This is a genomic window from Candidatus Infernicultor aquiphilus, from assembly GCF_002784285.1.
GTDB lineage: Bacteria > Atribacterota > Phoenicimicrobiia > Phoenicimicrobiales > Phoenicimicrobiaceae > Infernicultor > Infernicultor aquiphilus.
Window position 1 is genome coordinate 1 of record NZ_PFKO01000019.1, and the last position, 18124, is coordinate 18124.

Sequence of the window (18124 nt, forward strand, 5' to 3'; positions counted from 1 at the left end):
TTTACTTTTAATAACTCCTATCTGAGGCAATTTTGCTCCTTCTAAAGCAACTGCTACTTTATCAAAAACTTTCATATTGTTTGCCCCACAAACTATTTGAAGTATTTTTCCTTTTATGTCTACCTGACAGACAGATAAATTTTTATTTTCAGGATGTTTATTTAGAGCAGTTATCTTACCTACTACTACTTTCTCTATCTCAGCAGCAGATATATTTTCCATTCGTTCTAAAATTATTCCATTCATAGTTAATCTATTAGTAAGCTCTTCAGGGGATATATTATCAATATCCACATATTCTTTTAATAAATTATAAGAAACCTGCATTTTTTCACTCCCTTCTTATAGTGAATAGTCGTTAGTATATAGTAATGGGGGCATATGCCCCTAGGTCTCCCTTAAGTATACAATAAAATTTAATTTTTTAACACCTGTTCTTTGACAATTTCAATATATTCAGTAACCAGGTTCTCAGATAATGAGGTGATATAAGCTATTTCACTTAAAATCATACCTCTTTCCCAAAGGATTTTAACCCTTTGGAAATCTCTGATATATCTATCCACCGATGAAGGTGCATGGGAAGTAGCTCTGGCTATATCTTTGGTAGAATAGTTTTGGGTATACAGGTTGATTATTTTTACCTTATGAGTTATGGATCTGCCCATATCATGAACTACCCCTCTAAGGGGAAGCATCACCTCTTTCTCCTTCTGGTAGGCTAGAACAAGCTGGGATACTTTGGCTTGGGATAGATTAAAGATCAGGGCGATATCAGCTTGGGAGAGTACCCCACCTTGATGGTATGCTTCATTTACAATCCGGGCTATTCTTTTAGCCAAGATGAGAGAGGTTTTTATCCCCCTGCTGTAATCTAAAATATCTGAATCGGCCACGATAGACAGGATAACCTGCTTAGACTTGGTCTTAGCAAGCGTTTTCCCATTGCCGTGTTTTTCGGTCTTTAGGACCGCAGGCCAGACCATCTGTCCGGGCTTAAGTTCTAAGGCATCTTTAGTAGATTCAGCATGGATGGATAAGAGATCAATAATCAGAGCCTCAGCGACCTTGGGCTTGGACTGGTAACCATAGTTTTCCATCAGGTGAAGGATCAGGCTGTTTTTTAGGGTCTTTTCCTGAAGGCGACCGTATACTTGCTTATTTATGCTCATAGCAGCCCCCTTTTTTTACTGGATAGGTAGCCCTTGATCTCCTCTAATCTTTCGGTGTAGTCCTCATTTTCCTTACATCGAGTATAGATTTTAAGATACTCACCGACTACCTTCTCTGAGGTACCGGTAAGATGGCGTATTTTAACGAGGCTAAATCCTTGATCATCTAGATACAAGACCTTGATGAAATTTTCAAAGTACCTGGTTACCGAGGACAGACTATGCTTGGTCTTTAGGGCTACCTCGGTGGGCTGATATCTTTTTAGGAGTAGTTCAATGATTCTTGCTTTATGAGATACCCCCGGTCCGATATCTTTGATCTCTCCTCTGGTAGGTATGCTGTCACCCCTTGCCTTTATTCTTTTGACGATTCTCTTTACCGTAGACTTATCGACAATTAATATCTCAGCAAGATCGCCTTGAGAAAGTAGACCTCCCTGGTGGTGTGCTTCCTCAGAAAGCCTTGCTACCAAAGATTCTCTTAGAGCAGGAATGCCTAGTTTAGCCTTTATTTTCCAGTCTGTATGGCGGTATAGAGTAAGATTTACTGGAATAATCCGACAGTCTTTAATCGGCTTTCCGGCCGGTTCATCTGCTGATACAGCATAGAATATGATCTGATTGTCAAATCTACTAGCAAGATAATGTTCTTTTACAAAATTATTCACATAGTCCCAGAGCACATCGGCTTCAACTCTTGATAATCCATACCCATCTATTACATCACGTTTGAAACAGCCCTCTGGTGACTTAACTAAATGATTACAAATACTATTGGTCATATAGCTATTACCTCCTTGGTCTATATGTTATTATATTAGCATAGACCTGGGGGCATATGAGCTAATAGTTATATAGTAAAAAAAGCTAAAAAAATTACCAAAATAACACCGGTCGAATAAATTCGATCCCCACATTAAAAGCAATAGTTTATACAAAAAAGTTTTGAGTTTTGAATTATGGTTTTTCGTTTTTTATTTTAAGTTTTTAATTTAATAGAGTAAAGACACAATACATCAAGTCTATTTATTCAACCTGGCACTCAAGTTAAGTGTCCGGTTGCTACTATTCACTAACGACTATCTCAAAATTGTTTTAAAAATCTTAAATCATTTTCAAAAAATAAACGGATATCATTTATACCATATTTTAACATAGCAATTCTTTCTACTCCCATTCCAAAGGCAAAACCAGAATATTTTTCTGGATCATAGCCTACCATATTAAAAACTGCTGGATCAGTCATCCCGGCACCCATAATCTCTAACCAACCACTATATCCACAAGACCTACAGCCTTTTCCATGACATAATAGACAAGATACATCTACCTCAGCACTCGGTTCTGTAAAAGGAAAGTAGCCAGGTCTAAATCTCACTTTCCGATCTTCACCAAACATTCTATGCACAAAAACTGTTAAAACACCTTTTAAATCACCAAAAGTAATATCCTTATCCACTGCTAAACCTTCTATCTGATGAAACATCGGAGAATGAGTACTATCCGCAGCATCACGTCTATAACATTTCCCGGTAGCAATAATCCTGACTGGTGGCTGTTGTTTTTCCATAACTCTAATTTCTACTGGTGAAGTATGAGTTCGAAGTAAAATCTCTCTGTTTAAATAAAAAGAATCCTGGTCATCTCTGGCTGGATGATCTTTAGGTATGTTAAGTGCTTCAAAGTTATAATAATCTAATTCTACTTCTGGACCTTCTTCTATTTTAAAGCCTATACTTAAAAATATTTCTTCCGTTTTCTTTAAAACTAAGTTGATGGGATGGATAGTTCCTCTATCTGACTTTTTCCCAGGAAGGGTTACATCAATACTTTCTTCTTTTAATTTTTTATTTTTTTCTAATTTTTCTATTTCTATAGTTTTTATTTTTAATAACTCTTCAATCTCTCTTTTAGTCTGATTTAACAACTGTCCAATTTTCGGTCTTTCTTGAGTAGAAAGTTCTCCTAATCTTCTCAATAGGAGAGTTACCAGGCCTTTTCTACCTAAATATTCTACTTTTATTTTTTCAATATCCTTTAAATTACTAACCGAATTTGATTTAAAAATAATTTCTTCTTTAATTTTTTTTATTTTCTTCTCCAAAAGTATCCCCTCCTTATTAATAATGCCGATTAATATCCTTATAAAATAAAAAAAAGGTTCAGGTTTTCTCTCTCTTATAAAGGGACGAAAATCATAAACCTTTTTCGCGGTACCACCCTTTTAGCTAATACTTTCTTTAGCTACTTTTACTAAATTAATAAAAGCTTCATGATTATTAACTGCGAATTCAGCTAATATTTTTCTATTGATTACCACTCCGGCATCTTTTAAACCTCTTATAAATTTATTATAAGATACCCCTTCATTGCTTGCAGCAATACCGATTCTAATTATCCATAAACTTCTAAAATCTCTCTTTCTCGCTCTTCTATCCCTATAAGCATAAGAAAGAGATTTTAACATCTGAGTGTGGGCAATACGAAATAGTTTACTCTTAGCCCCCCAATAACCTTTAGTTAATTTCAGTACTTTTTTCCGCCTTCTTCTTGAGGCAACACTGTTCGTCGCTCTTGGCATCCTATTCACTCCTTATTTTTTATATCTGAATTATATTTCTAATTTACCTTTATTTTTATTTATATTCTTAATTTAATAGTATTTTAAATAATACTTCGATACCTCTAAAAATTAAAAAGCATACGGTAATGCTCTTCTAACTCTTTTCATATCAGTACTATCCACTGTGGCAGCCTTCCTTAAATTCCTCTTACGCTTTGCAGTTTTTTTGGTCAAAATGTGGCTCTTGTAAGCTTTTGACCTTAATACCGTACCTGATTTTTTTACTCGAAATCTTTTTGCTGAGCTTTTATGTGTCTTCATTTTAGGCATATATCTATTTTACCTTTCTTCTGTAAGATTTAATTATTTGGGCATTAAAACTAAAGTCATATTTCGTCCTTCTAATTTTGGTTCCTTTACAACTTTAGCTATTTCATTAGTATCTTTAATTATACGTTCCAATAATCGTCTTCCTAAATCTATATAATTCATCTCGCGTCCTTTAAACATTATGGTAATTTTAACTTGATTACCATCTTTTAAAAAATTACCCAAATGTTTTATTTTAAAATTATAATCATGTTCTCCTATATTTGGACGCATCTTTATTTCTTTCATCCCGCTATTTTTTTGTTTCTTTTTTCCACTCTTATTTTTTTTATCCAGCGAGTATTTATATTTTCCATAATCAATAATTCTACAAACTGGAGGATTAGCCTCTGGTGCAACTTCAACTAAATCAAGGTTATCCTTTTCAGCAAGTTCAAGACCCTCTTTCTTACTTACTATTCCTACTTGATTGCCTTCAAAGTCTATAAGTCTGATCTTATCTACTTTAATTTCTTTATTCGCTCTTAACTTTGAACTAATACCTATTTTCCCCCTTTACACTAATTAAAGATGATTATTTTATTAATTTCTATCTATTGTATTCCAATTTTAAAGTCATCTTTAAAAAATATTCTTATTGATTTTAATAGATAAACACATAAATTTTTATTTTTCTGTAGATTCAATTAATCTCTTATTATTTTTAAAAAACTATAACATATTCTATATATTTAGTCAATACACTATCACACCCACCGATGTGGTTTTAAAAATTTATATTATGGTAATTTTTTATCTTTAATTTCTTTTAAAACATTTTTTACAAATTTAGCTATCTTTATCCTTCCCAAATCTCCCTTTCCTCTTTTCCTTACTGATACGAGATCTTCCTCTAATTCTTTATCCCCAAATATTAACATATAAGGTATCTTTTCTAGCTCAGTTTTTCTTATCTTGGTACCAATTTTATCATTAACCTCATCCAACTCCACCCTTATATTATATTTGGTTAATTTTTTTATTATATCTTTTCCATATTTAATATGTCTATCCGCAATAGGTAATAACTTTACCTGAACAGGGGCCAACCACAAAGGAAATGCTCCCGCAAAATTTTCAATAAGTATCCCCATAAATCTCTCTATACTTCCTAAAATAGTTCGGTGCAACATAACTGGCTTTTCCTTATCTCCCTCTTTATTGATAAAGAAAAGGTCAAACTTTTCTGGCATAATAAAATCCAACTGTATAGTCCCGCATTGCCAACTTCTACCGATACAATCTTTTAAATGAAAATCTATCTTTGGACCATAAAATGCCCCGTTACCCTCATTAACGACATAATTAATTTTCTTATCTATTAAGGCTTCTTCTAAACTATTAGTAGCCATTTCCCATATTTCATCAGAACCCATAGCATTTTCTGGTTTAGTACTTAATTCCACATGATAGGAAAAGCCGAAGGTCTTATATATCCGATCAGTCAAATCAATTACCCCTTTTATTTCATCCTTAATCTGTTCTGGAGTCATAAATATATGAGCATCATCTTGAGTAAAACACCTTACTCTGAATAGTCCGTGAAGCACTCCGGATAATTCATGCCTATGCACTAACCCTAACTCTCCCATTCTAAGCGGTAAATCTCTGTAGCTATGAAGGGTGCATTTATAAATTAAAATTCCTCCAGGACAATTCATTGGTTTAATAGCATAATCTTCCTCATCTATCTTGGTAAAATACATATTCTCCTTATAATGATCCCAATGCCCAGATTTCATCCATAAGGATTTATTCAAGATAATCGGAGTTTTAACTTCTGTATAGCCACTCTTGTAATGTTCTTCTTTCCAATAATCCTCTAATATATTTCTTAACACCATTCCCTTAGGATGAAAGAAAGGGAACCCAACTCCTTCGTCATGCATGCTGAATAATTCTAATTCTTTTCCCAATTTTCGATGGTCTCTCTTTTTTGCTTCCTCAATCAATATCAAGTAATTATCCAATTCGGATTTTTTATCAAAAGAAATCCCATAAATACGTTGTAACATTTTATTTTTTTCATTCCCTCTCCAATAGGCCCCGGCAATACTTAAAAGTTTGAAAACTTTTATCTTCCCAGTAGAAGCAATATGGGGTCCTCTGCATAAATCAATATAATCTCCCTGCTGATATAAAGTAAGCATATCATCTTGTAAATCCCTAATAAGCTCTAACTTATAATCCTCTTTTCTTTCTTTAAATAATTTATTAGCCTCTTCCCTACTTACTTCTATTCTTTTTAGAGGAAGATTTCTATCAATTATCTCTTCCATCTTTTTCTCAATAACTACCATATCTTCTGGAGTAAACGGACGATCTAAATCAAAATCATAATAGAAACCATCCTTAATGGCTGGTCCAATGGCTAATTTAGCCTGAGGAAATAATTCTTTTACCGCTTGAGCCATAATATGGGAAGTACTATGATAATAAATTTCTTTACCTTCAGGGGAAGTAAAAGTTAAAATTTCAATTCGGTCATTATTTTTCAAGGTATAATTTAAATCCTTTTTTTCTCCATTTACTATGCCAGCAATAGCTTCTTTAGCAAATTTTTGACTTATTTTAAGAGCAGCATCATATAAAGTTGCATCTTTATTCAATTCTACTTCCGAACCATCTAATAAAATAACTTTAATTTTGGACATAATATTTACCTCCTTCATTTAAATAAAAAAACTTCTCGTCCTGATCTGAAAAGGACGAGAAGTTAAATAAGCCTATCTCGCGGTTCCACCTTTTTTAGTTAAAAATATATAAATATATAAATTTAACTCACTTAAAAATATTTTAACGGATATAAACCGCCTAATCTTACTCATTTTTTTAATTTTTTTAAGTTAGGTCATATTTATAGGAAGGTATTCGGTTAGCTATTTATATAGATATTCACAGCTTTAATATCTACTCTCTTTTATAAAAGAATAACCTACTTTTTCCTACTAATTTTATCTTTATTTCACAATGGTGGGCAGTACTGGACTTGAACCAGTGACCTCTTGCGTGTCAAGCAAGCGTTCTTCCTCTGAACTAACCGCCCACTTAGGGCAATTAATAATCTTTCTGAATAAAAAGCTAAATGGAGGCGGCACTCGGATTTGAACCGAGGATGAAGGATTTGCAGTCCTTTGCCTTCCCACTTGGCGATGCCGCCTCATTAATTTTTATAAAATGGAGCGGAAAACGGGATTTGAACCCGCGACCCTCGCCTTGGCAAGGCGATGCTCTACCGCTGAGCTATTTCCGCAAAAACAAAAAAATGGTGCCGAGACCCAGAATCGAACTGGGCACACGTGGATTTTCAGTCCACTGCTCTACCAACTGAGCTATCTCGGCGTTTTTAAATCGCCTTAAATATAATAAAAATGGCGGGGTCGACGAGATTTGAACTCGCGATCTCCTGCGTGACAGGCAGGCGTGTTAAACCAAGCTGCACTACGACCCCGTTATATTTATATTAAAAATTGGTAGGCGGAACAGGGATTGAACCTGTGACCCCTGGCGTGTAAAACCAGTGCTCTCCCAACTGAGCTACCCGCCCACTTATCTTTTACTTGGTAAGTGATATTATAACATCTCTTTTTTTCTTTGTCTATAATAATATTGGCATAATATTTAGGAACATTGCAAAATCTATTTCTTCTGACTCTTATCTTCTGTCTTTTCTCTTCTTCACTATATACTATATACTACATACTATATACTATTTTATTTAAAACGGAATATCGTTTTCTGATACTGGAGCTACTGGAGCATCTTCGTTCACTACTTCCTCGGGAATACCCTCTTCACTATCTGCAGGATAACTTTCTTTGGCCATACCGGTATCTTTTATTAAATCTAAAAACTGCACCGTTCTGGCATTAATCTCAAAAGACACTCTTTTATTCCCCTCTTTGTCCTGCCAATTATTAGATCTTAGTTCGCCATTTATAGCTACTCTTCTGCCTTTTTTTAAAAACTGGGAACAATTTTCTGCCTGTTTACCCCAGGTTGTCACATTTATAAAGAGAACTTCATCTACATTATTTCCTTCCTGATTTCTATAAGTTCTATTTATAGCAATACCAAATTTACATACCCCCTTCCCGGCCGGTGTATATCTCAATTCTGGATCTCGAGTCAACCTGCCAATACCAACAAAATTATTTAAGTCACTAAAAGTAGCCATAATGTTTCCTCCCTTTTTATTTAATTTAAAATTTTTTATAATATTTAAGAATTCAGGAGTCAGTAGTCAGAATTCAGAATATAGGTGATATAATATCCACTTTACAAAATACGGTCCTATTCTGGCTCCTGGATTCTGGATTCTGAATTCAATTTATTTTAATATTTGTTTATTATTTTACCACAATATTTACCAATTTCCCAGAAACAGCGATAATCTTGATAATCTTTTTACCTTCAATTTTTTCTTGAATTTTTGGTATGGAGAGTGCTTCCCTTTCTATCCTTTCATCATTATAAGATGCAGAAACTGTTAATTTTCCTCTTAATTTTCCATTTACCTGAACTACAATTATTTTCTCCTCTTCCTCTAATAATATATCATCGTACTTGGGCCAAGGCTGCATATAAATACTTTCTTTATTTCCCATCTCTTGCCATAGCTCTTCTGAAAAATGAGGAGCGATCGGACCCAAAAGCCTAATTATTATTTCTAATGCCTTTCTTAAAACAAAAACATCTCCTTCTTTGCCACCTTTTTCTTCCAGCTGAAACTTATATACCTCATTGGTTAACTCCATGATTGCACTAATGGCAGTATTGAAATGAAATCTTTCTTCTATATCTTCAGTAACTTTTTTAATGGTTTGATGAGTTTTTTGTCTTATTTTTTTAGCTTCATCACTTATATCTTCCAAGAAAACTTCTTCCTTGCTTCTCACCTTTTTAAAATAATCTAAATTATTATAAATTAAGCGCCAAACCCGATTCAAAAATCGAGATGCCCCTTCCATTCCTTTATCAGTCCATTCCATATCTACTTCTGGAGGACTAGCAAATAGTATCATTACCCTGGTAGCATCAATACCAAATTTAGAAAATATTTCTCCTGGAGTAACCACATTACCTTTGGATTTAGACATTGCTGCACCATCTTTGCAAACCATTCCCTGGGTAAAGAGTCTTTTAAACGGTTCTTTAAAATTAACATATTTCAGATCATATAAAGCTTTAGTAAAAAACCGAGAATATAATAGATGTAATATTGCATGCTCTACCCCACCGATATATTGATCTACCGGCATCCAATATTTTAATTCCTGAGTATTAAAAGGAGCAGTATCACACTGAGGAGAACAATATCTAAGGTAATACCAAGAAGAACAGACAAAAGTATCCATAGTATCTGTTTCTCTCTTGGCTTTTTTGCCACATTTAGGACAAATCGTATTTACAAATTCTTTGCTCCTTTCTAAGGGAGACATTCCAGTTGGTCTAAAATCAACATTTTCTGGGAGTAAAACGGGTAAGTCTTCTTCGGGGACAGGGACCATTCCACAATCAGGACAATAAATTATGGGTATCGGTGCTCCCCAATAACGCTGCCGAGAAATAAGCCAATCTCTTAACCTATAATTGACTTCTTTCTTTCCATAACCCTTTTTAATCAAATGGTCAATTATATTTTCTAATGCCTTAGCATTGGGTAAACCGTTAAATTGACCAGAATTAACCATGATGCCCTCTTCATCAAAGGCAGCCTCCAAGGTGTTAAAGGAAACTTCTTGGTCTTTTGGCTGAATAACTATCCTTATAGGAAGGTTATATTTTTTAGCAAATTCAAAATCCCTTTGATCATGAGCCGGGACTGCCATTACAGCACCGGTTCCATACTCCATTAATACATAATTTGCAACCCAAATAGGAATTTCTTCACTATTTATAGGATTTATTACATATTTACCAGTAAAACATCCTCTTTTTTCTAAAGTAGTTGATATTCTTTCTATCGTACTTTCTTTACTTACTTCTTTAATAAAACTTTGAACTTCATCTTTATAAGGTGAGTCTATTATTATCTCTTCTACCAAAGGATGTTCGGGGGCTAACAGAAAATAAGTTGCTCCATAGAGGGTATCTGGTCGAGTGGTAAAAACTGGTATCGTTTTATTTCCTCCTTTTATGGGAAATTCAATCCTGGCTCCTTCACTTCTACCTATCCAATTTTTCTGCATAGTCAACACTCTCTCGGGCCATTCTTCTAAACATTCCATATCATCAAGCAAGCTCTGAGCATATTCAGTAATCTTGAAAAACCATTGAGGTAACTCTTTTTTGGTAACTTCAGCCCCACATCTTTCACATTTTCCCTCTACTACTTGTTCATTAGCTAATACGGTAGAGCAAGAAGGGCACCAGTTTACTACTCCTTTCTTCTTGTAAGCTAATCCATTTTTATATAACTGTAAAAATATCCACTGGGTCCATTTATAGTAATCTGGTTTACAGGTTGATATTTCTCTATCCCAATCATAACTAATACCCATCTTTATGAGGGTATTTTTCATTTTTTGAATATTATTTTTAGTCCAAATTGAAGGGTGAATTTTATGTTGAATAGCCGCATTCTCCGCGGGTAAACCAAAAGCATCCCAACCCATAGGGTGTAAAATATTATATCCTTGAGAATGTTTATATCTAGCTACTACATCACCAATAACATAATTTTTTACGTGCCCCATATGAGGTTCTCCTGAAGGATAAGGAAACATTTCTAAAACATAATATTTTTGTTTTTTAGAATCTAGATAAGATTTAAAAAAATTATTTTTCTTCCAATATTCCTGCCATTTTTCTTCAACTTCGATAAAATTATATTTATCTTCCATTTTTGAATATTCCTCCTTAAAAATAAAAATCCCGCCTCAAGCAATTAATCAAATTACTAGGGACGAGATTTCCCGTGGTACCACCCTTTTTTAGTAGATATTATAATTTGGTGGAGCTGGCGGGGATCGAACCCGCGACCTCCTCCACGCCAAGGAGGCGCGCTCCCAACTGCGCTACAGCCCCATATAATCTACTCTTATTAAACAATTAACGCTTGCTAAACGTTGTAAACTACACTTAAATCTTAAATCAAGTTTTTTAATCTAATTTTCGCTTACAAAACTTGAAGGTGAGTTTTCTGTCTTTTTCTAATTCAGTCCGTTTTAAGTATAATTTATAAAAACATAAAAGTCAACATTTTGAATTACTTATTAATTATGATTATAGTAATAGTAAAGGAACTACTTCAATATCTATAAAACCTCCCCTGATTTCGATATTCAATTCGGCTTCTCTTTTCCCATACTCCGGATTAAAAGTAAAATTGATAAAATGTATTTTTTATTTTTCTGAAATTTCAAATTAATCACTTTATTTATTGGGGTAATAATATTTATTATTTTATACGACAATGTCTAAAAAAAATATAATTTCCTCTTTTTTAATAAATAAAGTGCAGGACAATTTGTATCACCCTGCACCTATAGAAACGTTTCTTATAATTTTTAGTAGTAATTTAATTTTAATTTATATTTTATTCTATGCTCCTGCAAAATACCATATCAAATATGCTATCGCTCCAATAATTGCTGCCCACCAATACCAAGCTAAATCTGCCATATTATTACACCTCCCCTTTTTTTATAATATTTTTTTAGTATAAACCGATAAATAATTTTATCTTTATATAATATATTCTATATCTAATTTAAAAATCCTTCTTTTTTAAAAATATTTTTTAAATTTTTTTAAGAAATTATTTTTTATCTTCCTCTTCTTTTTTGGCTTTAGCAATTATTTCCTGTACAATATTAGCTGGAACCTCTTCATAATGGGAAAATTTCACCGTAAAAGTTCCTCTCCCCTGAGTAATTGATCTTAAGTCAATAGCATACTTGAATATTTCCGCCTGAGGAATCTTAGCTTTAATAACCTGTTTTTCGGTTGATGATTCTTCCATACCCATTATCTTTCCTCTTTTACTATTTAAATCACCAATTATATCTCCCATATATTCTTTGGGCACTATTACTTCAATATCCATAATGGGTTCTAATAATATAGGGTTAGCTTGTGCTGCTCCTTTTTTAAAAGCCATTGAACCTGCTACCTTAAAAGCCATTTCTGAAGAATCCACTGGATGATAGCTGCCATCATAAACTGCAGCCTTCATATCTACGGTAGGATATCCTGCCAGCACTCCTTTTTCCATTGCTTCAATCACTCCTTTTTCCACTGCAGAACGATATTGACGTGGAATTACTCCACCAACTATTTTGTCTGCAAACTCAAAACCTTCTCCCCTACCTTTAGGTTCAAGCTCTAACCAACAATGTCCATATTGACCTCTACCACCAGATTGTTTTTTGTATTTTCCTTCTACCTGAACTTTTTTTCGAATAGTCTCTTTATAGCCTACCTTAGGAGTACTTTTCTCAACTTCTACTCCAAACTTACTTTCCATAGTGTCAATTATTACTTCCAGATGGGATTCCCCCATACCAGTCATTATAGTTTCCCCGGTATTTTCGTCTCTATAAACTTTAACTGTGGGGTCCTCATCAATGATCCGACTTATTGCAATACTTAATTTATCCTCATCTCCTTTAGTTTTAGGATAAATTGCCAGTGACATTATCGGTTCAGGATATACTATTTTTTCAAATAATACAGGATAATCTTTTGCGCAGAGAGTATCACCAGTAGTAGTATTTTTAAGTTTTGCTACAGCAGCTATATCTCCTGCACAAATTTCAGAAATAAACTGTTGATTCTTGCCCTGCATTTTATAAATTTTCCCTACTTTACTATCTTCACCTTTTGAAGAATTGTAAACATTCGAATCTTCATTTAATTTTCCTGAATATACTCTAAAATAAGTTAAATTCCCTACATAAGGATCTGCTACAGTCTTAAAAACAAAAGCAGAAAAGGGGGAATCAAGAGAATTTTTTATCATTTCTTCAGAAGAAGTTTTTATATTCTTGGCGGCAATCGGAGGCATATCCAATGGGGAAGGAAGATATTCAGCTATAAAATCAATCAGAAGCTCTATTCCTAAATTCATAGTAGCTGAACCACAAAGAATGGGAATAATTTTTCTTTCTTTTATTCTCTGTTTTAAACAAGAATTAATCTCCTCATTAGTTAAAGTCTCTCCATTTAAATATTTCATTAAAAGCTCATCATCAAATTCTACTACTGCTTCTATTAATTCTTTACGATAAGATTCTGCCTGTTCTTTAATATCTGGTGAAATTTCTTGTTCTTCAAAGATTGGCTTGCCCTCTCCTGATTTTTTATAAATAATGGCTTTCATCTTTATTAAATCAACTATGCCTTTGAAGTTCTCTTCCTGACCAATAGGCAACTGTACTGAAATGACGGATGATCCAAAAACTTTGTTAATCATATCTTTTATTCGATAAAAATCTGCTCTTTCCCGCTCCATTTTATTAATAAAAATTACTCGGGGAAGTTTATATTTGTTGGCAAAATCCCATACTTTCTCAGTCTGTACTTCTACTCCTGATACTCCACATATTACTACTATGGCATTATCTATAATTCTAAGACTTGATTGGGTATCGGTAATAAAGTCAAGGTAACCGGGGGTATCTATAATATTTATTAATAAATCTTTCCAATTTAAATAAGCCAAAGATGAATTGATAGTTATTCCCTTTTTTATTTCTCTAGGATCATAATCAGTAGTAGTATTACCTTGCCCGATATTTCCTAATCTGTTAATCATTCCTGAGTCATAAAGCATAGCCTCAACAAGTGAAGTTTTACCAGAATCACCGTGTCCTACCAAAGCAATATTTCTTACCTTATTTATGTCATACTTGGTCATGAAAAGCTGTCCTCCTTATTCTTGATCAATTTTTACAAGATATTCAAGGGGAAATCCTTTCCCCTTGAAATCCCTTTTATTTATATCTCAACCTTTTTCTTCTCATCAAGCAAGAGGTGTAAATATTACCCTTGAATATTTTGTCTTTTTAAATTTTTTATAATAAATCAATTCTTTATTTAATTATTGATTTTAATTTTATCAGATATACTTAAATATATCAAAGAAATTAACTATAAATTTTTATATTTAATTAATATGTCTTTTAAAATTTCCCCCGCATGATAGGAACTGCGTACTAAAGGAGCAGAAGCCACGTATTTAAAGCCTAAAGACATTCCTATCTTCTGATATTCTTCAAACTTATCTGGATGAATATAATTCTGTACCCTTAAATGAAGAGGAGAAGGCCTTAAATACTGACCTATAGTTAAAATATCACCATCCACCTCCCTTAAATCTTTCATCACCTGGATAATCTCTTCCTCCTCTTCTCCTAGACCTACCATAATCCCTGATTTAGAAATAATATTCTTATCTCGAATTTTAACCTGTCTTAATAATTCCAAAGAACGTTTATAAATAGCCTTGGGTCTAACTAGTCTATATAAACGATTAACTGTTTCGATATTATGATTTATAACTTCTGGTTGAGCATCTATTACTCTTTGAAGAGCCTCCCAGGAACCTTTAAAATCAGGTACTAATACCTCTATTGTGCTTTTAGGGAGTTGTTTCTTAATTTCTATAATAGTCTCCGCAAAGTGTTCCGCCCCACCATCCGGGAGGTCATCTCTAGTTACGGAAGTAACTACAATATGTTTAAGCTGTAAATGTTTGGCAGCTTGGGCAATATGATAAGGTTCTTCTGGATCTAAGGGGAGAGGTTTTCCTTTTTTTACGGCGCAAAATCTACAATTACGTGTACAAATATCCCCCAATATCATAAAGGTAGCAGTCCCGCTTTTAAAACACTCACCTCGATTAGGGCATAAGGCACTATCACAAACTGTATGTAAATTTAGACCTTCTAATAATGCATCCATTCGATCTAAAACCCTTTGGTCAGGTAATGTTCTTCGTAACCAATAAAGATTCCCTTTTTTTTCAGTCATTTTTATCCCATCGATATAATTTTAGATATATATCTTTAACTTTTTGGAGCATTTCTGCAGTATTTCCTGTATTTCTTAATTCAAACATAAATACTCCTTTATAATCAATCTCTTTTAAGTTCTTTACAAATCTTTCCCAATCTATACTTCCCTCAAAGGGTAAATAATGGTCATCGCTTTTTCCGAAATTATCGTGGATATGTAAATGATATAAATAATTATTTATATCATTAAGGCACGCAGGTACATCATTATGTCCATAAAGAGATGAAGTTATATGACAATGACCGGTATCTAAACAAACTCCTAAATTTTTAGAATTAAACTTCTTTACTATCTCTAAAATCTCAAGTATACTATCACCAGTTTTACCGGGCAAAGTATTTTCCAGGGCAATCTTAATTCCCCAGTGTTCACAAAACTCTAATATCTCCTCTAAGCTTTGCTCACTCTTTTCTCGACGTTTCTTCCTCATTTTTTCATCTTCTATCTTACTTCCAGGATGAATTACTATTATTTCTCCTTCCAATCTTAGTAGGGCAAGAACTGCTTTTTCTACTTCTCGGACAGACCATACTCGATCATATTCCTCAATTAAGGAAATATCTACACTATTGGTCGGCATATGCATTGATTTCGCTTTTATTCCATACTTTTTAAACTCTTTCGCCATTCCATCGAGATATTTTGGATCTTGAAAATCAAAGTGTCTTTCTTTTGGTTTTACTTCAATATATTTTATTCCTGCTTCTTTAAGCAGAGGTAATTTTGATTCTAATTTACAATCTTCAAATAAAAATGAGGATAATCCTAATTCCATTCTTCTATTTTATCCTTTCTTCTCTCTTATTTATAAGAAACTCCTTTTAACTCTTCGATATACTTTTCAGCGGCAAAGGCCGCGGTAGCTCCTTCTCCACAGGCAGTAACCACCTGTCTTAAGATTTTTTTTCGCACATCTCCACAGGCATAGATGCCTTCATGTGAACTCATCATATTATCATCAGTTACAATATAACCTCTATCATCTAATTTTATTATCCCTTCTAAAAATTTAGTATTGGGTAAATACCCTACAAACATAAAAACACCCTGACTGGAAATTCCTCTTTCCTGTCCGGTTTTAATATTTTTAATTAACACACCTTCTACTTTTTCCTGACCCAATATTTTTACCACTATTGAATCCCAGGCAATATTTATCTTCTTATTAGAAAAAATTCTTTCCTGTAATATCTTGGTTGCTCTCAATCTATCTCGGCGATGGATGATGGTTATCTCTCGGGCAAATTTGCTTAAATATAAAGACTCTTCAATGGCAGTATCTCCTCCTCCAACCACTACCACCTTCTGGTTTTGAAAAAAAGGAGCATCACAGGTAGCACAATAAGAAATTCCTCTTCCGATTAACTTTTCTTCTCCTGGTACTCCTAATTTTCTGGCTTCTGCTCCAGAAGCAAGAATAATTGCCAGAGTCTTATATTCTTGATGATCAGTTTTTACTATTTTTATCTTATCTTGCTTTTCTTCTTTTATTTCTACTTTTAGCACTTCACCGTATTCTATCTTTAGACCGAATCGCACAGCTTGTTCTTCTATCTTTTGCATCAATTCTGGCCCTGCTATACCGTGAGGGAAGCCGGGATAATTTTCAATAATCTCAGTAAGAATTGCTTGCCCACCTGGACTCATCTTTTCAATTAATAAAGTATCCATTCGAGCTCGAGCAAGATAAATCCCTGCAGTTAAACCAGCAGCGCCTCCTCCAATTATAATTACATCATATATTTTTTCTTCTTTAACCTTTTCTTTATTATTTGCTTTTGGTTTAGTCAAAACTACCGACAATAAAGATTCACCTCCATAAAATAATTATTTATTTATAACGTTTAACGGGTAACGTATAGCATAAAATACTCTGTTTTACTAATTTAATATTAATTTTTAATTAAACACTTATTACGAGTTTGATAAATCAAATCCCTGTCATTCCTGCAAATCCCTGTCATTCCTGCGGAAGCAGGAATCTATCTTTTCTTCTTTCTTCTTTCTTCTGGCTTCTGGCTTCTGACTTCTGACTTCTTCTTTGCGAGATACTATATACTCGATACTATATACTATTTTTATTTTTGTTTTATTTTTATCTCTATATCCCCTTTGGTAAAACCTTTTAGGGTAGAGAGAAGCCCAATAATAGTATTTTTTACTATTTTAGCTATAAAAGGATTCATAGAGATTATCTTTCCATTTACCTTCACTAAAGTTGAAGGTTCTAAAGAAGGACAATCATCTATGGTTCTATTTCCCTTAACAATTTCTTGAGCTAATCCATAACAGTCCTGATGCCCACAAGCACCGCAGTTTAAATTAGGTAACTTAAAAGATTTCTCAATCACTAGATCAGTCATCTTTTTGATGTCTTCAATTTTTAAAATATTAAAAGTAGAAAAGTCATAACTTGTGTTTGGCGGAAAAACACTAGCAGTACCTAGTTGTAATCCGTCAAATAGTTCAGTTTTTTCATTTTCTTTTCTTAAACATACAATCTTAGGAAAAGTCTTTTCATTCTTAAAACCCTCTATTAAAATTATATCTGCATCTAAAAATTTTAATATCTCTTCTAAATTACTTTTTCCTTCTAAATAAAGTATTGATTCTTTGGTGGTGATTGCTGCTACCTGAGAAAGATATTCTTTGTATTTTGTAGTATCCGAATTAGCAATATCAATATCTCCGGATATATGTTTTATGGCGGCAACCTGATAACCCCTGCCAATTAATTCTTTAGCTAATTTTAAAAGTAAGGTAGTTTTACCACTTTTTTTATAGCCTACTATACCAATAGCCCTCATCATTATTATTTTCCGTCCTTAGAATAAAATTATTGGCAATCTCTCTCTAATCTTATCTGTATGTCTTCAAGAGATAGTTCTCTACTTTAGAGAGTTTGTCTGCACATTTTTAAAAAGAATCTAAAAGATATTTCTCTCTGCTCCTCTCACAAGATTATATGGGCATCTTGGGATAGAGATTTTTTATTCTC

At 33.4% G+C, this 18124-nt stretch carries 14 protein-coding genes, 7 tRNA genes and 1 pseudogene; all 22 read right to left on the reverse strand.

All coding sequences use genetic code 11. From position 1 onward, the window contains the following. A pseudogene (locus COZ07_RS00545) lies at positions 1 to 327 on the reverse strand (phenylalanine--tRNA ligase subunit beta); the annotation flags it as partial. A gap of 89 nt (positions 328 to 416) precedes the next feature. Continuing rightward, on the reverse strand, positions 417 to 1172 hold the full coding sequence (locus tag COZ07_RS00550) for a DUF1670 domain-containing protein (protein WP_406606671.1): 756 nt from the start codon (positions 1170 to 1172) through the stop codon (positions 417 to 419). Then, positions 1169 to 1954 carry a DUF1670 domain-containing protein gene (locus COZ07_RS00555; RefSeq protein WP_406606672.1) on the reverse strand — a complete coding sequence of 262 codons (786 nt, stop codon included), beginning with the start codon at positions 1952 to 1954 and terminating at the stop codon, positions 1169 to 1171. The genes COZ07_RS00550 and COZ07_RS00555 overlap by 4 nt, the downstream gene beginning before the upstream one ends. Before the next feature lie 302 nt (positions 1955 to 2256). Then, positions 2257 to 3276, reverse strand: a complete 1020-nt coding sequence (gene pheS, locus COZ07_RS00560; RefSeq protein WP_406606673.1) for a phenylalanine--tRNA ligase subunit alpha — start codon at positions 3274 to 3276, stop codon at positions 2257 to 2259. A gap of 120 nt (positions 3277 to 3396) precedes the next feature. Continuing rightward, the gene (rplT, locus tag COZ07_RS00565; protein WP_406606674.1) at positions 3397 to 3753 is read right to left on the reverse strand and encodes a 50S ribosomal protein L20; all 357 of its coding nucleotides are present in this window, start codon (positions 3751 to 3753) and stop codon (positions 3397 to 3399) included. 111 nt (positions 3754 to 3864) lie between these two features. Beyond that, entirely contained in the window at positions 3865 to 4065 is a 201-nt protein-coding gene (gene rpmI / locus COZ07_RS00570) for a 50S ribosomal protein L35 (RefSeq protein ID WP_406606675.1), read from the reverse strand. 33 nt (positions 4066 to 4098) lie between these two features. Continuing rightward, positions 4099 to 4611, reverse strand: a complete 513-nt coding sequence (infC, locus tag COZ07_RS00575; protein WP_406606685.1) for a translation initiation factor IF-3 — start codon at positions 4609 to 4611, stop codon at positions 4099 to 4101. A 233-nt stretch (positions 4612 to 4844) separates the two neighbouring features. Further along, the gene (gene thrS, locus COZ07_RS00580; RefSeq protein ID WP_406606676.1) at positions 4845 to 6758 is read right to left on the reverse strand and encodes a threonine--tRNA ligase; all 1914 of its coding nucleotides are present in this window, start codon (positions 6756 to 6758) and stop codon (positions 4845 to 4847) included. Between the two features lie 317 nt (positions 6759 to 7075). Then, positions 7076 to 7150, reverse strand: a tRNA-Val gene (locus tag COZ07_RS00585). 40 nt (positions 7151 to 7190) lie between these two features. Beyond that, a tRNA-Cys gene (locus COZ07_RS00590) sits at positions 7191 to 7264 on the reverse strand. An 18-nt stretch (positions 7265 to 7282) separates the two neighbouring features. Then, positions 7283 to 7357 (reverse strand) — tRNA-Gly (locus tag COZ07_RS00595). A 13-nt stretch (positions 7358 to 7370) separates the two neighbouring features. Further along, positions 7371 to 7446, reverse strand: a tRNA-Phe gene (locus COZ07_RS00600). Between the two features lie 30 nt (positions 7447 to 7476). After that, positions 7477 to 7555 (reverse strand) — tRNA-Asp (locus COZ07_RS00605). A 20-nt stretch (positions 7556 to 7575) separates the two neighbouring features. Next, positions 7576 to 7651 (reverse strand) — tRNA-Val (locus COZ07_RS00610). Positions 7652 to 7822: 171 nt separating this feature from the next. Next, complete coding sequence (locus tag COZ07_RS00615) at positions 7823 to 8281, reverse strand: single-stranded DNA-binding protein (RefSeq protein ID WP_406606677.1); 459 nt, start codon at positions 8279 to 8281, stop codon at positions 7823 to 7825. Between the two features lie 172 nt (positions 8282 to 8453). Next, a complete protein-coding gene (gene leuS / locus COZ07_RS00620) occupies positions 8454 to 10949 on the reverse strand; it encodes a leucine--tRNA ligase (RefSeq protein WP_406606678.1) in 2496 nt (831 codons plus the stop codon). A 108-nt stretch (positions 10950 to 11057) separates the two neighbouring features. Next, a tRNA-Ala gene (locus COZ07_RS00625) sits at positions 11058 to 11133 on the reverse strand. Positions 11134 to 11866: 733 nt separating this feature from the next. Further along, positions 11867 to 13966, reverse strand: a complete 2100-nt coding sequence (gene fusA, locus COZ07_RS00630; RefSeq protein ID WP_406606679.1) for a translation factor GTPase family protein — start codon at positions 13964 to 13966, stop codon at positions 11867 to 11869. A 233-nt stretch (positions 13967 to 14199) separates the two neighbouring features. After that, positions 14200 to 15081, reverse strand: a complete 882-nt coding sequence (gene lipA, locus COZ07_RS00635) for a lipoyl synthase (RefSeq protein WP_406606680.1) — start codon at positions 15079 to 15081, stop codon at positions 14200 to 14202. Beyond that, positions 15074 to 15901 (reverse strand): sugar phosphate isomerase/epimerase, encoded by an 828-nt coding sequence (locus COZ07_RS00640; RefSeq protein WP_406606681.1) that lies wholly within the window; start codon positions 15899 to 15901, stop codon positions 15074 to 15076. Before COZ07_RS00640 ends, lipA begins: the two co-directional genes overlap by 8 nt. Positions 15902 to 15927: 26 nt before the next feature. Then, complete coding sequence (gene trxB, locus COZ07_RS00645) at positions 15928 to 16929, reverse strand: NAD(P)/FAD-dependent oxidoreductase (RefSeq protein WP_406606682.1); 1002 nt, start codon at positions 16927 to 16929, stop codon at positions 15928 to 15930. A 275-nt stretch (positions 16930 to 17204) separates the two neighbouring features. Further along, positions 17205 to 17936 carry a molybdopterin-guanine dinucleotide biosynthesis protein B gene (mobB, locus tag COZ07_RS00650; protein ID WP_406606683.1) on the reverse strand — a complete coding sequence of 244 codons (732 nt, stop codon included), beginning with the start codon at positions 17934 to 17936 and terminating at the stop codon, positions 17205 to 17207. Between the last annotated feature and the right edge of the window lie 188 nt (positions 17937 to 18124).

Coding starts and splice junctions, on each gene's coding strand:
- COZ07_RS00550 (WP_406606671.1), bottom strand. CDS start 1,172: ATGAGCATAAATAAGCAAGTATACGGTCGCCTTCAGGAAAAGACCCTA.
- COZ07_RS00555 (WP_406606672.1), bottom strand. CDS start 1,954: ATGACCAATAGTATTTGTAATCATTTAGTTAAGTCACCAGAGGGCTGT.
- rplT (WP_406606674.1), bottom strand. CDS start 3,753: ATGCCAAGAGCGACGAACAGTGTTGCCTCAAGAAGAAGGCGGAAAAAA.
- rpmI (WP_406606675.1), bottom strand. CDS start 4,065: ATGCCTAAAATGAAGACACATAAAAGCTCAGCAAAAAGATTTCGAGTA.
- thrS (WP_406606676.1), bottom strand. CDS start 6,758: ATGTCCAAAATTAAAGTTATTTTATTAGATGGTTCGGAAGTAGAATTG.
- COZ07_RS00615 (WP_406606677.1), bottom strand. CDS start 8,281: ATGGCTACTTTTAGTGACTTAAATAATTTTGTTGGTATTGGCAGGTTG.
- leuS (WP_406606678.1), bottom strand. CDS start 10,949: ATGGAAGATAAATATAATTTTATCGAAGTTGAAGAAAAATGGCAGGAA.
- fusA (WP_406606679.1), bottom strand. CDS start 13,966: ATGACCAAGTATGACATAAATAAGGTAAGAAATATTGCTTTGGTAGGA.
- lipA (WP_406606680.1), bottom strand. CDS start 15,081: ATGACTGAAAAAAAAGGGAATCTTTATTGGTTACGAAGAACATTACCT.
- COZ07_RS00640 (WP_406606681.1), bottom strand. CDS start 15,901: ATGGAATTAGGATTATCCTCATTTTTATTTGAAGATTGTAAATTAGAA.
- mobB (WP_406606683.1), bottom strand. CDS start 17,936: ATGATGAGGGCTATTGGTATAGTAGGCTATAAAAAAAGTGGTAAAACT.